The sequence below is a fragment of the Lysinibacillus zambalensis genome (assembly GCF_040183165.1).
In the GTDB taxonomy this organism is placed as follows: Bacteria; Bacillota; Bacilli; order Bacillales_A; family Planococcaceae; genus Lysinibacillus; species Lysinibacillus zambalensis.
Window position 1 is genome coordinate 55,228 of the sequence record NZ_JBEGDG010000023.1, and the last position, 15,791, is coordinate 71,018.

12 protein-coding genes, 19 tRNA genes and 1 riboswitch are annotated in these 15,791 nt (G+C 38.9%); of the genes, 2 read left to right on the forward strand and 29 right to left on the reverse strand.

The window, feature by feature from the left end; translation table 11 throughout:
* Positions 1–148 precede the first annotated feature (148 nt).
* From ABNX05_RS21715 to ABNX05_RS21725, 3 genes are read right to left on the reverse strand one after another with little or no spacing between them, the layout of a single operon-like run.
* Positions 149–820 carry a PepSY domain-containing protein gene (locus ABNX05_RS21715; RefSeq protein WP_349661626.1) on the reverse strand — a complete coding sequence of 224 codons (672 nt, stop codon included), beginning with the start codon at positions 818–820 and terminating at the stop codon, positions 149–151.
* On the reverse strand, positions 817–2,112 hold the full coding sequence (locus ABNX05_RS21720; protein ID WP_349661627.1) for a sensor histidine kinase: 1,296 nt from the start codon (positions 2,110–2,112) through the stop codon (positions 817–819). Before ABNX05_RS21720 ends, ABNX05_RS21715 begins: the two co-directional genes overlap by 4 nt.
* Positions 2,102–2,797, reverse strand: a complete 696-nt coding sequence (locus ABNX05_RS21725; protein WP_349661628.1) for a response regulator transcription factor — start codon at positions 2,795–2,797, stop codon at positions 2,102–2,104. Before ABNX05_RS21725 ends, ABNX05_RS21720 begins: the two co-directional genes overlap by 11 nt.
* 344 nt (positions 2,798–3,141) lie before the next feature.
* On the opposite strand from ABNX05_RS21725, the gene ABNX05_RS21730 reads away from it, so the two are divergent.
* Positions 3,142–4,407 carry an Nramp family divalent metal transporter gene (locus ABNX05_RS21730; protein WP_349661629.1) on the forward strand — a complete coding sequence of 422 codons (1,266 nt, stop codon included), beginning with the start codon at positions 3,142–3,144 and terminating at the stop codon, positions 4,405–4,407.
* 317 nt (positions 4,408–4,724) lie between these two features.
* Here ABNX05_RS21730 and ABNX05_RS21735 read toward each other — a convergent pair whose 3' ends face one another.
* From ABNX05_RS21735 to ABNX05_RS21760, 6 genes are all read right to left on the reverse strand, one after another.
* Positions 4,725–5,315 carry an ABC transporter permease gene (locus ABNX05_RS21735; protein ID WP_349661630.1) on the reverse strand — a complete coding sequence of 197 codons (591 nt, stop codon included), beginning with the start codon at positions 5,313–5,315 and terminating at the stop codon, positions 4,725–4,727.
* Between the two features lie 91 nt (positions 5,316–5,406).
* A complete protein-coding gene (locus tag ABNX05_RS21740) occupies positions 5,407–6,330 on the reverse strand; it encodes an ABC transporter ATP-binding protein (RefSeq protein ID WP_349661631.1) in 924 nt (307 codons plus the stop codon).
* Positions 6,331–6,467: 137 nt separating this feature from the next.
* Positions 6,468–7,403, reverse strand: a complete 936-nt coding sequence (locus ABNX05_RS21745; RefSeq protein ID WP_349661632.1) for a sensor histidine kinase — start codon at positions 7,401–7,403, stop codon at positions 6,468–6,470.
* A gap of 5 nt (positions 7,404–7,408) precedes the next feature.
* A complete protein-coding gene (locus ABNX05_RS21750) occupies positions 7,409–8,101 on the reverse strand; it encodes a response regulator transcription factor (RefSeq protein WP_349661633.1) in 693 nt (230 codons plus the stop codon).
* 61 nt (positions 8,102–8,162) lie between these two features.
* Positions 8,163–9,089, reverse strand: a complete 927-nt coding sequence (locus tag ABNX05_RS21755) for a serine hydrolase domain-containing protein (protein ID WP_349661634.1) — start codon at positions 9,087–9,089, stop codon at positions 8,163–8,165.
* Positions 9,090–9,492: 403 nt separating this feature from the next.
* Complete coding sequence (locus ABNX05_RS21760; protein ID WP_079562983.1) at positions 9,493–10,953, reverse strand: amino acid permease; 1,461 nt, start codon at positions 10,951–10,953, stop codon at positions 9,493–9,495.
* Between the two features lie 81 nt (positions 10,954–11,034).
* A riboswitch (Lysine riboswitch) is annotated at positions 11,035–11,211 on the reverse strand.
* Positions 11,212–11,359: 148 nt separating this feature from the next.
* Between ABNX05_RS21760 and ABNX05_RS21765 the strand changes: the two genes are divergently transcribed.
* A complete protein-coding gene (locus ABNX05_RS21765; protein WP_432760163.1) occupies positions 11,360–12,592 on the forward strand; it encodes a CynX/NimT family MFS transporter in 1,233 nt (410 codons plus the stop codon).
* Positions 12,593–12,671: 79 nt separating this feature from the next.
* Here ABNX05_RS21765 and ABNX05_RS21770 read toward each other — a convergent pair whose 3' ends face one another.
* From ABNX05_RS21770 to ABNX05_RS21865, 20 genes are all read right to left on the reverse strand, one after another.
* Positions 12,672–13,718: a nitric oxide synthase oxygenase gene (locus ABNX05_RS21770; RefSeq protein ID WP_349661636.1), complete on the reverse strand. Its 1,047-nt coding sequence runs from the start codon at positions 13,716–13,718 to the stop codon at positions 12,672–12,674.
* A gap of 406 nt (positions 13,719–14,124) precedes the next feature.
* Positions 14,125–14,196 (reverse strand) — tRNA-Glu (locus ABNX05_RS21775).
* Position 14,197: 1 nt separating this feature from the next.
* A tRNA-Asn gene (locus ABNX05_RS21780) sits at positions 14,198–14,274 on the reverse strand.
* Positions 14,275–14,278: 4 nt separating this feature from the next.
* A tRNA-Ile gene (locus ABNX05_RS21785) sits at positions 14,279–14,355 on the reverse strand.
* Between the two features lie 7 nt (positions 14,356–14,362).
* Positions 14,363–14,436 (reverse strand) — tRNA-Gly (locus ABNX05_RS21790).
* A 3-nt stretch (positions 14,437–14,439) separates the two neighbouring features.
* A tRNA-Phe gene (locus tag ABNX05_RS21795) sits at positions 14,440–14,515 on the reverse strand.
* A gap of 10 nt (positions 14,516–14,525) precedes the next feature.
* Positions 14,526–14,618: transfer RNA gene (locus ABNX05_RS21800), tRNA-Ser, on the reverse strand.
* A 12-nt stretch (positions 14,619–14,630) separates the two neighbouring features.
* Positions 14,631–14,706, reverse strand: a tRNA-Ala gene (locus tag ABNX05_RS21805).
* A 6-nt stretch (positions 14,707–14,712) separates the two neighbouring features.
* Positions 14,713–14,789 (reverse strand) — tRNA-Pro (locus ABNX05_RS21810).
* A gap of 13 nt (positions 14,790–14,802) precedes the next feature.
* Positions 14,803–14,879, reverse strand: a tRNA-Arg gene (locus ABNX05_RS21815).
* A 15-nt stretch (positions 14,880–14,894) separates the two neighbouring features.
* Positions 14,895–14,967: transfer RNA gene (locus ABNX05_RS21820), tRNA-Lys, on the reverse strand.
* Positions 14,968–14,982: 15 nt separating this feature from the next.
* A tRNA-Gln gene (locus ABNX05_RS21825) sits at positions 14,983–15,057 on the reverse strand.
* 10 nt (positions 15,058–15,067) lie between these two features.
* Positions 15,068–15,143: transfer RNA gene (locus ABNX05_RS21830), tRNA-His, on the reverse strand.
* Positions 15,144–15,190: 47 nt separating this feature from the next.
* Positions 15,191–15,264, reverse strand: a tRNA-Trp gene (locus tag ABNX05_RS21835).
* Between the two features lie 5 nt (positions 15,265–15,269).
* A tRNA-Tyr gene (locus ABNX05_RS21840) sits at positions 15,270–15,353 on the reverse strand.
* 9 nt (positions 15,354–15,362) lie between these two features.
* Positions 15,363–15,435: transfer RNA gene (locus tag ABNX05_RS21845), tRNA-Thr, on the reverse strand.
* 9 nt (positions 15,436–15,444) lie between these two features.
* Positions 15,445–15,520 (reverse strand) — tRNA-Phe (locus ABNX05_RS21850).
* A 15-nt stretch (positions 15,521–15,535) separates the two neighbouring features.
* A tRNA-Asp gene (locus ABNX05_RS21855) sits at positions 15,536–15,611 on the reverse strand.
* Between the two features lie 4 nt (positions 15,612–15,615).
* A tRNA-Met gene (locus ABNX05_RS21860) sits at positions 15,616–15,690 on the reverse strand.
* Between the two features lie 25 nt (positions 15,691–15,715).
* Positions 15,716–15,791 (reverse strand) — tRNA-Val (locus ABNX05_RS21865).

The following is a 15,791-nucleotide window of genomic DNA, read 5'->3' on the forward strand; positions in this document are numbered from 1 at the left end:
GCTGCACCATGGTGTAATAGCTTGTGTTCCCCTTATCTTCGAAGATGAAGAAAGCCCCTCTGAACGAAGTTTCGCTTCAACTATTTTTAGTTTATCAAGCAAAGATGAAAGGACGATAAGAGAAACATTAGAATTTCATGAGAAGGCCTTAATGATCGTCATCCCAAGTAACGGACATAACTTTTCCTGAGACTGCATGTATTTGAAAAACAGCTTCGTCATCTTTCGTTTCAATTTCAACTAAATAGTAGCCACCATCCGCTGTTTCCTCATAATCAACTGAATCCACTTCTCCATTTAGTTGTTGGAGGGCAATCTTTATTGCTTGCGGTTCAGAAATGATTTTTTCTTCTTCAGGTCGCTCAATTGGTTGAACATTTTTTTCAGATAACACCTCACCTGTAAAAGCATCGAGGGCCAACTCTTTTTGCCTATCCTCTTTTTCAACTCTTACGGTGTAAACACGGTCTGTTAACTTAACACTTTCTACACGCCCATATTCTTTTTTAACAAATTGACGTATTTGCGATTCTGTTAACAATAATTTACTTTCTGCCTCCATCAGTTTTAACGCTTTAATTTGTTGAGTAGTAGGATTTAGTATCGCTGTGTAAGTGGCTCTATCTCGCGTAAATATTATTTCATAGTCGTTTCCTTGCTTTTTAGCCTTTGTTACATGACCGTTGTAGATTGTTTCAATATGGTCAATGGCCTCTGCTTCACTTAGAGGCTCGGCATGAAAAAAGCGATTTTGAGCATACCATAGTGTTACACTACAAAGAATGATGATGGCAACAATTATCGATAGCCATTTTTTCATTGTTGCCCCTCCTTTGGTACTCGTAATGTAAAGCTTGAGCCCTCACCAAGTGTACTTTCAACATCGATCGCAATGCCCAATTGCCCTGCAAGCTCATGAGCAATAGCCAACCCTAAGCCAGACCCTCCAGTTTTACGATTACGGTCCTCATTCACACGATAAAAACGTTCAAATAAATGGGTAATATGCTCATTTGGAATCCCCGCTCCAAAATCTTGAATCGTAATAAGAACATGAGTAGTAGTTTCTTTAGCGTGTATGAGGACTTCATCCTCACTATATTTACGGGCATTATCAAGTAAAATGAACAGCAGTTGCCTCAACATTTTTTCGTCACTATAAATAGCATTTGGCATTTTATCCTCGACAATGAATGAGCGATGATAAGCTTGTTGCATTTGTAAAGCAATCTTCTTTAAAAAGGGGTTAAGCTCTATCTGCATGCAATGTACTTCAAAATGCTCGTTATTTTTGGCTAGCTCAAGTAATTGCAACACCATTTCATGCATACGCGCTGATTCATTCACAATGGCTTGTAGTGATTCCTGTGCTACCTCTTTATTTTCAAAGCCTCTACGTAATAGCAATTTTGCATAGCTTTCAATTACAGTAATGGGCGTTTTTAATTCATGGGAAGCATTCGATACAAATTGCTGTTGCTTTTGATAATGCTGCTCAAGCTTCTCCATCATCATGTTAAAAGTACGATGAATGTTTGTTAACTCGTCCCCACCCTGATCGGGTATTTCAATTTTTTCATACTTACCCGTCGTAGCACTTTTAAGCATCGTTTCATTTAAACGATCGAGTGGCAATAAAATAAGGCGACCGAGCGCTAAACTCGCTAAAAATATAGGTATTGTCGCAACGATTGATACGACCACCAATATCGCTTTTAGCAAACCTAATGTGCTCGCCACTTCTTCCATTGACTGTTTTAATTTTATTTGGACAACTGTTCCGTCCATCCAAATAGCCGGCATTGTAAAGGTAATGTACGGAACATCAGGCATCTCTAGCGTAGCCTGAACTTTCATTTTTAAGTTCTGTCCATCATCAATATAGACTGCGCCATCTGTTGGCATATAAGCTCTTAAGACTTGTTGTAAGTCGGTTTGCTCGTTTAACTGACTTAATGTCGAGCTTAGTTCATTTGCTCGTGCTTGGAGCTGTTTATATTCGGTATTATAAGCAATCTTCTCATACAAAAAGTAAATACCACTATTTGTAGCTACTAATAAAACCAGCATTAATAATGTTGTTAGCAGATGAATTTTTGTTTTAAGTCTCATGTTTGTGCTCCTTTAGCACATACCCTACACCACGCACCGTTTGGATAATTGGTGTATCGTTAGCAGCTTCAAGCTTTTGTCGTACATAGCGGATATAAACATCCACAACATTCGTATCACCGTAATAGTCATAACCCCATACAGCCTCTAAAATTTGCTCCCTAGCCAGTACTTGCTTTGGATGCTTTAGTAAATATAAAAGCAAATCATATTCACGGGGTGTCAATTGAAGTTCTTTTCCATAATAAATTACCTCGCGTGTCTGTTCATTAATAGACAATTGCCCAAATGTCGGCTCGGCTTGTTGTAGATTTCCTTTTTGAGAGAATCTTAAAGCAGTCCGAATGCGAGCAAGTAATTCTTCAATATCAAACGGCTTCGTTATATAATCATTTGCTCCAAGATCCAGACCCTTTACCTTATCTTCCACTTCACTCTTTGCAGTTAGCATAATTACAGGTGTCTGTGATTCTGTTGCACGAATCCGTTTTAGTACATCAATCCCGCTCATCTCGGGTAACATCACATCCAGTAAGATTAAATCCCATTGTTGCTCACGATATTTAAGCAAACCATCTGTCCCTGTATGTGCCATATCAGCTTTATAACCCTCAAATTGAAGCTCTAACTGTAGAACTCTTGCGATATTCTCTTCATCCTCTATTATTAAAATTCGATTGGTCATGTCGAATCAGTCCTCATCATTTTCTTTTCATCGTAAACGATACTAAAGGTGGAAGTCTAATTAGAAAATGATGAGAAGAACAATAAATTAAGCTCGACAACAAACACGATCTCAGCACAGCAGTATTCTAAGTTTAAAAATCCACATCCTAAAACCATGTCGAGTGACACATTTTTTAATACTCCATATTTAATTTGTGCATACTTTAACTACATTACTGAGCAAAAAATAATAATGGGCAAAAATCTTCACATTTTTTTCCTAAAGCTATAGAATAGTAGTATATCGTTTTCCTCTAGGAAACTTTATTTCATTGATGATACTTTTTGAAATGAGGGAACAACATGGTTTACAAACGAATGACAAAATCGTCTGCTGAGGCAGTTTTAGATGGAGATATAACAGGTTGGCGACGAATCTTACCGTTTCTTGGTCCAGCCTTCATCGCAGCAGTTGCCTATATTGATCCAGGCAACTTCGCAACAAATATTACAGCAGGTTCACAATATGGCTATTTATTGCTTTGGGTAATCGCTTTTTCTAATTTAATGGCAGTGTTAATTCAATCCTTGTCAGCAAAGCTTGGTATTGCTACAGGTAAAAATTTACCCGAAGTATCACGTGAACATTTTTCTAAAAAAACGTCTATCTTTTTATGGATCCAGGCTGAATTGGTCATTATTGCAACAGACCTTGCTGAATTTATTGGTGCTGCATTAGGGCTATACTTGTTATTCAATATTCCAATGCTGCCTGCAGCGCTTATTACAGCAGTTGGCTCATTTGCTATTTTAGAATTGCAACGCAGAGGCTTTAGAGCATTTGAAGCAGGCATTTCCGGCATGGTGCTTATCGTCGTATTAGCATTTGCATTCCAAACATTTTTAGCACAGCCAAATTGGGGCGAAGCAACAATGGGCATGTTCACACCGCGCTTTGAGGGCGTAGATTCTATTTTACTCGCAACGGGTATTTTAGGGGCAACTGTCATGCCACACGCTATTTACTTGCATTCTTCGTTAACCCAAAATCGCATCGTTGGCCGAAATGATAAAGAGAAAAAACGGATTTTCCGTTTTGAGTTTATTGATATTATTATTGCGATGATTATTGCCGGTGCCATCAATATGAGTATGCTTGTTATTGCTGCGGCAGTATTCCATACACAAGGCGTAGTAGTTGAAGATTTAGATATCGCTTATAACGGTTTAAAAGAGGCGCTTGGTCCAATGGCGGCAGTGTCCTTTGGTCTTGGCCTTCTCATTGCAGGTCTTGCTAGTTCTTCAGTCGGTACACTTGCAGGTGACGTTGTGATGCAGGGCTTTATTAGAAAAAAAATACCGCTCTATTTACGCCGAGCTGTTACAATGTTACCTCCTCTAGTTATCATTGCATCCGGTGTGAATGCGACTTATGCGCTTGTCCTAAGTCAGGTTATTCTATCCTTTGGTATCGCATTTGCTCTTGTACCACTTGTACTGTTTACAAGTAAGCGTGACATCATGGGAAGTCTAGTCAACCATCGTATTACAACTATATTAGGATGGATCGTCGTGGTGATTGTAGTTACTTTAAATGTTTATTTATTATGGCAAACAATATTTGGTTAAAAAAATGCCAGCCACAAAACCTCAAATTTGGTTTTGTGGCTGGCATTTCTACATGTAAAAGACTTACTCCATTACGTGTGATTGATTTTCGTTCCGACTGGGCGCTTTGCCGCTGACGCTTCGCTTTCGCGCAGAGCAGAGCTTCCTGGGGGCGTCGGGGCGGTCACGAAGGCGTTATCACAGGATGTGATGCTTTTAGCCTTCGTTCCTCTATCGCTAATCCCCAAGGAGTCGCCCAGTCGTAAAGAAGATCAACTAATATATGGCATACGTTTCAGCAATTTTCACACCTACTACAATGCGCTATTTTTTTACCCTTAAATATCTATCTTCTCAATGTTCCGAAATGATAAGTAGGCCACGCTTATACCGATAATCGCTAAAGTGATAGGTATAAAAATAATATCATATAAGGTGAAGCTACCCGAATTTGATGATACGACTGATACAATTAATATAGATGATACAATCGTTGCCGGAATAGAGTATTTTCTCATACCGAAATACAATGGTATTAAAGCGATGCATGATGCTGAAACTGCATTCATGATCACAGCGGGAATTCGTTGTATGATGATAGATACCGATAACGTATCTGGGAGCAATTGAAAACTCTCACTAACAGCACAAAAAATGGCTGTGACAAATATAGTAGATAAAACAATTGCACTAAAGGTAAAAAGAACAACTATGGCTAGCTTTGAAGCAATTAGTTTTTTTCTATTGATCGGGTACATAAAGGCTACAGTGATCGTTTTATATTTAAATTCTCCAATAATAAACTTGGCGATTAACACACTAGCAAAAATAATAAATACTGCTCTTACAAATGAATCTATCATGCCTAATGCCGTCTGATAAGTTCTAAAATCTACATCACCTTCTACTTTAGTGATAAATATAAGCATAAATATAACAGTTAGTATTACAAAATTTGCGAAGACAGCTCGTTTTATATATGAACCAATATGATATTTTTTCATTTCTAAATGCATTAAATTAAGCACTAGTGACACCTCCATTGATTAACTTCAAGAAATAATCCTCTAATGAGCTTGTTTTTTTGCTAATGCCCTCAATTTCAAGATCATGCTCAATCAATGTTTTAGATAGCACCTTTTGCGAAGCCGTCAATTCATAAATTCGAATACAATTGTCATCCACTAGTTTGAAATTAGTAATATTTAATTTACTTTCTAAAATAAAGGCAGCCTTTTTCCCATCATTAACAATCAATTCTATATAATTTGACTGACTACGATTGACAGCGTCCATAGATACTTCCTTCATTAATCTCCCATCCTTAATAACTCCAACTGTATCTGCCAACTGTTCAATTTCACCCAAAATGTGGCTAGAAATCATAATGGTAATGCCATACTCTTTACAAAGCATCTTGAATAACTCTCGAAGCTCTTTAATACCGACTGGATCTAGCCCATTAATCGGTTCATCTAAAATAAGTAGTTCCGGCTTCGTAATAATTGCACGTGCAATACCCAAGCGTTGTTTCATTCCAAGGGAAAAGTCTTTTACACGTTTATTTTCCGTGTTTGTTAGTTTTACTAAATCAAGAACATGCGCAATTTCTTTCTTGTCATAATAGCCCATATATTCGCAATGTAATTCTAAAGTTTCCTTTGCCGTTAAATTTTCATAAAAAATTGGGTATTCAATAATCGTCCCCATCCTTTTCAGCACTTCGTATGAGCGGTCATTTAATTTCTCACCAAAGATTTCAATATCTCCACTCGTTGGCTTCGTAAGATTTGTCAGCATTTTCATGACTGTTGTTTTTCCGGCACCATTAGGACCTAAAAAACCGTAGATCTCTCCTTTTTTCACATGCATAGTAACAGCAGAAACGACTTCTTTCCCCTCGAACACTTTCGTAAGCTGATTTGTCTTCACAATATATGTCATGTAAATCTCTCCCTTACATTTAACTATCCTTATTATAAAAAATGAAACTCTCTAATTTATTAATGGATTCTTACAAATTTCTTAAGCGCAGAAGAAAAGCCTGTAAAGCATTTTAAATGCTCTACAAGCACGGCTGTTCAATACATCATTCGTTTTAGTGAAATCGTAAAAATGGTCTTCTCATATGGAATACTGGAAAGCTGGATGGAGCCATCCATTAATTCTACAAGACGTTTTGTAATCGTTAAGCCAAGTCCACTCCCTTGGAAGGATTTATTTCTAGAATCCTCAAGCGTATACATTCTTTCAAAAACATTATCGATATGATATTCGTCAATCCCTTTACCATGATCCCATACATCAATACAAATATTCGTATCATCAGTTCTTACTGTGAGTCCAAGGATGTTCCCTGCCGCCCCATAGGCAATCGCATTTGACAATAAATTATTCAAAACTCTATCTAATGCTTCCTCATTACCAAGTGCATATACAGATATCTCCGGTATTGTTATATCAATCTCTAACCCCAATGACATGACCATATCGTAAAATGATAAAATGTTTTTCCGGCAAATTTCACTTACGTTAATTTTCGTCATTGGGTAATCTGTATCTCCAGCCTCCAATTTTGCCAAATCAAAAAATGTATGGATTATTTTTAATACGTCCAATGTTTTCGAATGAACGCCAGTGAGCAAGCGCTGCCGCTCCTCGTCACTAAGTGATGGCTGTAGCTGCAGCATTTCCGTATAACCTAGCACAACAGTTAAAGGTGTTTTAAGATCATGCGAAATATTGGCCAACATTTTTTTCATAGACTCTTCCATTTTCAGATGTGTTGCTTGCACTTTTTGGTTGTGGTCTAACAATGCATTCATCGCGATTAGTAGCTGCTGTAATTCTTGATTACCTGTCGATACTAAAATCTTTTCGTTCGATTGTTCATCAATGATTGTTTGCAGCTTTTTATGCATGTATTGAATCTCATCATCTTGTTGTTTCTTTGCCTTCATCTGAAAAATAATAATTCCTACGAGTAATACAATAATTAGCAATAGACATATAATCATGCTGTTTACCCTTCAAATTTGTAGCCGATCCCCCAAAGCGTTTTAATATACTTTGGTTTGGACGGATCGTCTTCAATTTTTTCTCGTAATCTTCTTATATGTACATTAATAATATTTTCATCTCCATAGTAAGCATCATTCCAAATCAATTGATAAATTTGCTGCTTCGTAAAAACTCGATTACGATTTGTCACGAATAACGTTAAAATAGCAAATTCCTTTGACGTGAGCTTTACATTTTGTCCATTCTTCTCAACCGAAAAATTAACAAGGTCTATCGATAAGTTGTCTATCTCTACTATATCTGCCTTATCCTCTACTTGACCGGAGTATTTTGTAGCTCTTCTAATTGCGGCTTTGACACGTGCCGAAAACTCCAGCATCGAAAACGGCTTGGCAATATAATCATCTGCCCCTAATCCTAACCCTAATGCTTTATCAACATCACTATCCTTCGCTGACATGATGATAATTGGAAGTGATGCTTGCTCTCGTATAATCTTTAAAACTTCTAATCCATTAAGCTTCGGTATCATAATATCCAAGATTACTAAATCAAAGAGATTGTTTAAACAATTTTGTACTGCTTCTTCTCCATTTACTGCAGAGGTGACAAGGAATCCCTCCATCGTTAAATAGCTTTCTACCATTTCACGAATGGCTTCATCATCTTCTACTAGTAAAATGCGCTTTTGCACTTCCATGCACCTCTATTCTAAAATGTAAAAATTTCATTTTATTGGCTCATCATCATAACGATTATCTCAAGATGTGATCCTTTATTAATTGAAGCGGTAATAAACTAGTTTCATACAAATCACCTGTGATAGTAATAACTAGTTCTTCCTTTGGCCAAATAAAAATATATTGCCCCCCAAAGCCTAATGCAAAAAAATAGTGATTATCTTCCGAAAAAGCTTTAGTTTCATTCTGTTTATTTACCCACCAATGCATCCCGTAATAACCGATTTTTTCATAAGTCATTAAATTCGGCTTTATCGAATGATTAATCCAATCCTCCGAAACTATCCTTTTCTCGTTATATACGCCTTTCTTTAAAACTAAGAGCCCCACTTTCATCATATCTTCTGCCTTTAATAAAAGACCATCTGCCCCTTTACTAATTTTCTTCTTATCCTCGTACCACTGATATTCTTGAATACCTAATGGTTGAAATAAATAACGATTGGCAAATTCTTTTGTTTTCATACTCGTAACTTGCTGCAATATAGCAGATAGTATATGGGAGCAACCCGAGTTATAATTCATATGCGTACCCACTGGATGTACCATCGGACGATTTATTATAAATTTTACTATATCAGAATGAAATACCATAGGAGCAAAACAATTCCATTCTCCGAATTCCGGGAAATCTAATCCTTCTGTCATTGTTAAAAGGTGATATATTGTCATATCCATTTTACGTTTGTCATCTTGTCGTTCGAATAGTTCAGGAAAAAAAGAATGGACAGGTATATGAACAGATGCCAAATATTTACGATCTATTGCAATGCCAAATAGAATTGAAAGAATACCCTTTGTACAAGAATTAATTTTATGAAGTTTCTGTTGTTGTTTCTTGTTTTTATAGTATCGAAATATCGTTTTACCGTGACTATTAATTAAAAAGGTATTTATCTTTTCTTTTTTCAATCTGTTTTGTAAAAATGGATAGTCTATCATCTTTCCCCCTCCTGTGATTATTTGTTCTCACCTATTATGCTTTTACGTACAGCTATTTCTACTGAATGAAGATAAACGATATACGTTTCAACAAATGCCATAACCAAAATTTGGTGGTTATTCATTCTAAAACAGTTTACCATATTAAGGTTGGGCACCAAAAATGGAGGGACGGTCTGAAAAGCTAAAGTCCACTTTTATTTTCTCCAGTAATTTTATCTGAAGATCCTAAAATAAAAAAACGGATCAATGATTACTATTATGGGGATGGGGGGTTTTGGGCTTAAAGGATTTAATTTTTCTCTGACAAGATTGTATGTTTGAGCTTGCCAATTCATTTTTTAACTAAAAAAAACTGCCCTGCAAGCCATTTTCTATGGCTCACAGGACAGTTTATTATTTATTAATCTACTTTTAAATCACATTGCTCAAGTGGAAGCATTTTTGTTTTATGCTTAATTTTATAGCCAAGCCATAACAGTAAGAACAGTGGAATACCGATATACGAGACAAGGACTCCGTACCAATCTACTGAACCACCCATAAAGGCATTGTAGTTTTGTCCAATAACAACAATCATACAAACCGTAAAGGCAAATAGCGGACCGAATGGGAATAATTTCGCTTTATACGGTAACAATTTCGGATCTAAGCCCTGTACGTCGAACGCTCGACGGAAACGATAATGGCTAAATGCAATTCCTAGCCAAGCAATGAAGCCTGACATCCCAGAGGCATTTAGAAGCCACATGTAGACCACACCATCACCAAAGAATGAAGCTAAAAATGCTAGAGAGCCTACAGCTAAAGTCGCCAGTAATGCGTAAATTGGAATACCTCGACGGCTTAGTTTAGCGAAAAATTTAGGTGCATGTCCATCTACCGCTAATTGCCAAAGCATACGAGAAGATGCGTACAGCCCTGAATTCCCTGCTGACAGCATTGCCGTTAGAATAATAGCATTCATCAATGATGCGGCAAAGGCAATTCCTAAACGGTCGAACACCAGTGTAAACGGTGAAACAGCGATATCTTCAGATAGCAAACGTGCGTCTGTAAACGGAATTAACAAACCAATTGCACCGATCGCTAAAATATAGAATAAAAGAATTCGCCAGAAAACGGACTTAACAGCTTTCGGAATATTTTTACCAGGATCATCTGTTTCACCCGCTGTTATTCCAAGTAATTCTGTTCCTTGGAACGAGAATCCCGCAGCTAAGAAAATACCAAATGTAGCAAGGAAACCACCGTGGAATGGTCCATCACTAATAAAGAAATTCGTAAAGCCTACCGGAGCATTTCCTCCTAAAATACCAAATATCATTAAGAAACTGATGATAATAAAAATGATTACAGTTACAACCTTTATCATGGCAAACCAATATTCACTTTCACCATAGCTTTTTACCGATAATAGATTGAACGATAAAACGACAGCAATAAATAAAACAGTCCAAAGTGCTGAAGAGCTATCTGGGAACCAATATTTCATAATCAATGATACAGCTGAAATTTCTGCCGCAATTGTAATTGCCCAGTTGTACCAATAGTTCCAACCAAGTGCAAAACCTAAAGCTGGATCCACAAATTTTGTAGCATACGTACTAAATGAGCCCGATGATGGCATATAGGCTGCCATTTCGCCTAAGCTCGTCATTAAAAAATAAACCATAATACCGATTAATGCATAAGCAAGAAGCGCACCGCCAGGGCCTGCCTGTGCAATGGCACCACCACTAGCTAAAAACAATCCTGTACCGATTGTACCGCCTAATGAAATCATTGTAATGTGACGGCTTTTTAATTCTTTTTTCAACTTTGGCGCTTTATGGCCGAGCTGATTGACTTTTATTTCACTCACAATTTAGCTTCCTTCCTTTTAAGAGGCGAAAAAAATGCCATCACATGAACGGCAGTGATGGCTAAGAATCCTCTGTTCTTTCAAAATGATAGCTCAACACGTTGTCCAAACGTGACAGTTCTGTTCCTTTCGGAGACAGCCCCAGCATGAGGTTTTCAAGTCCCCTCACACTTCGGCAGTATTTCCTTTCAACTAATATCTTAAATGCTTGTCATTTCCATTAGCATACTCTTAAATACCGCGACCTCTACCTCAATATAAACATGAGGCATATTATTAAATTTATGATGAATATTATTCTAACATATGACATATGGCATTTCAACAACCCGAGTAACATTCTATATTTTGTGAATTTTCAACTATTTTTATTATTGTGATAAAGTGGTATAGTGGTTCAATCATAATTGTTCTAACAGGGGGGATTTATTTGACTACTCGTGAACATAACGATACTTATCCTAGCAGGAAAATTAACTGGAAAGGTACAACCTTATTACTAGTGATCGGCGTAATTTGTATTGCCTCGACATTACGGATGCCACTAACAGTTGTTGGACCTATTATTTCCTTTATCCGAGAAGACCTCGGCATATCCTATGCATTAGCGGGTTTTCTAACAACAATCCCATTGCTAGCTTTTGCAATTATCTCACCTTTTGTACCAATTGTCGCACGTAAAATCGGGCTAGAACTAACATTATTTTTATCGACTATTCTTTTGGCATTAGGGATTGTACTACGCTCCCTCGGCACAACTAGTTTGCTCGTATTTGGCACTGCGCTAATTGGTATAGCCATTTCATTCGGTAACGTACTTATTCCAGGATTACTTAAATTGAAGTTTCCTTATCACGTAGGTTTGCTTATGGCATTTTTCACAATGTCGATGAATTTGACAGCTGGGCTTGGCGCTGGCGTTAGCTATCCTGTTGCCCATTCATCCATTGGCTGGCAAGGTGCTCTGGCAGTCGCACTTGTTCTTGTGGCGTTAACCATTTTAATTTGGATTCCACAGTTGAAATTTAATAAGCCGGAGCCTAATGTTAAAACTACGAAAGAACGTACACCTTTATGGAAATCACCTGTTACTTGGGCAGTAGCGGGAGCTATGGGATTTCAGTCGTTATTATTCTATACAACCGCTGCTTGGATTCCTGAAATATATATAGCACAAGGATTAGCTGCAGATCGTGCAGGATGGATGTTTTCCATCATGCAATTTTCACAAGTCCCAATGGCCTTAGCTGTGCCTATTATTGCTAGTAAAATGACATCTCAACGACCTCTCGTATTCATGTTTACGGCATTTTACTTAATTGGCTTTATCGGACTAGTAATGGAATGGACGAACCTCGCTATACTTTGGATGGTACTACTAGGCTTAGCCGGAGGAGCTTCATTCTCATTAGCGATGATGTTCTTTACATTACGTACCCGTACCGCTTTTGAGGCAGCTGATTTATCAGGTTTTGCACAATCATTAGGATATTTATTAGCCGCAATCGGTCCAATTTTATTTGGTTATTTACATGATATATTTGGTGGCTGGGATATCACTGGTTGGTTATTTGTTGTCGTAGCATTCATACTCTTCTTATGTTCATTTAGAGCTTCTAAAAATGAATATGTAAATTAAAAAAGGTAGCTCATAATCTTATTTCAGCGAGTGTTTGGACACTTGCTGAAATAAAGTTAACGTGAGCTGCCTTTCTCTATTAATAAGGTGGTTTCTGATAAAAATAGTTCGGTGTATTGTAAACATTAACATAAGGCTTGTGATAAATATGGGTTGTAGCAGGTGAAAGAGGTGGAATCAACCATGTCCAATTGCCTGTAACTTCGCGATTTGCTGCTGCTTCTGCTTCCTCAAACAATTTAAATTGTTGTGCAGCTGTATGATGATCTACAATGCTCACACCATCTTCTTTAAAAGAATGTAGAACGGCCATATTCAGCTCAACTAATGCTCGGTCACGCCATAGAGAAGCCTGTTTAGTTGTATCAAGGTTAAAAATTTCTGCTATAGCGGGTAGCATATTATAGCGATCATGATCTGCTAAATTACGTGCCCCAATTTCTGTACCCATATACCAACCATTGAATGGAGCTGCCTCAAAGTCGATACCTGCCATTTGGAAGCGCATGCTCGAAATAATCGGCACTGCATACCATTTTAATCCTAGCTTTTCTACTTGAGAAGATTCTGGGTGGCGAATCGGTACCTCTAGTACATATTCGTCAGGGATTATAAACACTTGTGGCTCTCTATCATCCACCTGTACGACAAGCGGAAGCACATCAAATGCTGTTCTCTCACCCTGCCAGCCAAGTGATTCACATACTTTTGTAAACGCAACGGAATGCAGATCACCAACGATTCCAGATTCCGTTTCATAGCCAGCATAGCGAATTAGCTGATGATTCCATATACGAACTCGCCCTGGTGCAAAAATCGTTATTGTCGGGCGAATTTTCCCATCATTTGTTGCGTATTGAATATGTTTAAGCAAAGCGTTGAAGATATCCTCTTCATGTGAAAGATCACGGGCATCAACAACATGCAGCGATTGCCAAAACAATCGACCAATACATTTATTACTATTACGCCACGCCACTCGTGCACCAAAGATTAGTTCTTCCGTTGTCGGTATATATTCTCCAGTTGTTTTAATATACTGTAATTTATTTTCTAGCCATGTTTTTGACTCGTCTTGCTCTACTTGATAAAGTTCTAAAAATCGTTGTACTTCATGTAAATTCATATCGAACTCCTCCATCTACCCTCATATTAGAGGAATGGAACTATTATCACCACGAAAAAATCTGCAAAAAAACATACATATTTTATATATGAAATACTTTGTTCAATATTTCTTATCATTTTTGAGACTAGGGAAAAGATAGACACCTTCGCTTCAAGTGCTATTATGAGAATTTCAGGGGATTATAAAGGACAAAGCCTTTTTGTATGTAGAAATTGGTTATACAAGAGATATCTTCAGTTGCAAAACCGATTTTGTTTATCATGATTAAGCCCTTCCCAATACTTAGGAATAGACGTTATAACACGGCTATTCGAAATAAAACTTCCTTAACACAAAGGGTGATCCTTTTTAGCTTTTAATTGGCATAAAAAAAGCATGTTACACGAATGTGCAACATGCTTGATGACCCCTACGGGATTCGAACCCGTGTTACCGCCGTGAAAGGGCGGTGTCTTAACCACTTGACCAAGGGGCCGTGGCTCCGAAGGCAGGACTCGAACCTGCGACAACCTGATTAACAGTCAGGTGCTACTACCAACTGAGCTACTTCGGAATAATGGTGGGCCTAAATGGACTCGAACCATCGACCTCACGCTTATCAGGCGTGCGCTCTAACCAGCTGAGCTATAGGCCCATTATTTTGGAGCGGGTGATGAGAATCGAACTCACGACATCAGCTTGGAAGGCTGAGGTTTTACCATTAAACTACACCCGCAGATGGTGGGTCAGGACGGAATCGAACCGCCGACACTTAGAGCTTCAATCTAATGCTCTACCAACTGAGCTACTGACCCGAAAAAAATATGGAGGAGGTAGAGGGATTCGAACCCCCGCGCGGTGTTACCCGCCTGTCGGTTTTCAAGACCGATCCCTTCAGCCAGACTTGGGTATACCTCCGTAATATATAAATGGTGGAGCCTAGCGGGATCGAACCGCTGACCTCCTGCGTGCAAGGCAGGCGCTCTCCCAGCTGAGCTAAGGCCCCATAAAATGGTCGGAATGACAGGATTCGAACCTACGACCCCTTGGTCCCAAACCAAGTGCTCTACCAAGCTGAGCTACATTCCGATAAGTATTAATTTGGCGCGCCCGACAGGAGTCGAACCCATAACCTTCTGATCCGTAGTCAGACGCTCTATCCAATTGAGCTACGGGCGCATTTATAAAAACTGATGAGCCATGAAGGACTCGAACCTTCGACCCTCTGATTAAAAGTCAGATGCTCTACCAACTGAGCTAATGGCTCCTATTAAAAAATGAATGGCTGGGGTACTAGGATTCGAACCTAGGCATGACGGAATCAAAATCCGTTGCCTTACCGCTTGGCTATACCCCAATTATTAAAATGGGGCGACTGATGGGAATCGAACCCACGAATGCCGGAACCACAATCCGGTGCGTTAACCACTTCGCCACAATCGCCACTATATATAATCACAGCAGTGTTTGATAACGAGTACCTAGAAACCTGGCAGGGGCAGTAGGAATCGAACCCACACCAAAGGTTTTGGAGACCTCTATTCTACCGTTGAACTATGCCCCTAAAAATGGTGGAGGGGGACGGATTCGAACCGCCGAACCCTAAGGAGCGGATTTACAGTCCGCCGCGTTTAGCCTCTTCGCTACCCCTCCGAGGGATGATGCCGGCGATAGGAGTCGAACCCACGACCTACTGATTACAAGTCAGTTGCTCTACCAACTGAGCTACACCGGCAAAAAAATATGGTGGGTCAGGACGGAATCGAACCGCCGACACTTAGAGCTTCAATCTAATGCTCTACCAACTGAGCTACTGACCCATATTTTTTAAAAAATGGCGGTCCCGACCGGGATCGAACCGGCGATCTCCTGCGTGACAGGCAGGCATGTTAACCGCTACACCACGGGACCATTTTGGTTGCGGGGGCCGGATTTGAACCAACGACCTTCGGGTTATGAGCCCGACGAGCTACCACTGCTCCACCCCGCGATAATAAGGTGATTTATTTAAATAATGGTGGAGGATGACGGGCTCGAACCGCCGACCCTCTGCTTGTAAGGCAGATGCTCTCCCAGCTGAGCTAATCCTCC

What these genes read in the sequence shown, in the direction of transcription:
- ABNX05_RS21715 (WP_349661626.1), bottom strand. Translation starts at nt 820, where the DNA reads ATGAAAAAATGGCTATCGATAATTGTTGCCATCATCATTCTTTGTAGT.
- ABNX05_RS21720 (WP_349661627.1), bottom strand. Translation starts at nt 2,112, where the DNA reads ATGAGACTTAAAACAAAAATTCATCTGCTAACAACATTATTAATGCTG.
- ABNX05_RS21725 (WP_349661628.1), bottom strand. Translation starts at nt 2,797, where the DNA reads ATGACCAATCGAATTTTAATAATAGAGGATGAAGAGAATATCGCAAGA.
- ABNX05_RS21730 (WP_349661629.1), top strand. Translation starts at nt 3,142, where the DNA reads ATGGTTTACAAACGAATGACAAAATCGTCTGCTGAGGCAGTTTTAGAT.
- ABNX05_RS21735 (WP_349661630.1), bottom strand. Translation starts at nt 5,315, where the DNA reads ATGCTTATATTTATCACTAAAGTAGAAGGTGATGTAGATTTTAGAACT.
- ABNX05_RS21740 (WP_349661631.1), bottom strand. Translation starts at nt 6,330, where the DNA reads ATGACATATATTGTGAAGACAAATCAGCTTACGAAAGTGTTCGAGGGG.
- ABNX05_RS21745 (WP_349661632.1), bottom strand. Translation starts at nt 7,403, where the DNA reads ATGATTATATGTCTATTGCTAATTATTGTATTACTCGTAGGAATTATT.
- ABNX05_RS21755 (WP_349661634.1), bottom strand. Translation starts at nt 9,089, where the DNA reads ATGATAGACTATCCATTTTTACAAAACAGATTGAAAAAAGAAAAGATA.
- ABNX05_RS21770 (WP_349661636.1), bottom strand. Translation starts at nt 13,718, where the DNA reads ATGAATTTACATGAAGTACAACGATTTTTAGAACTTTATCAAGTAGAG.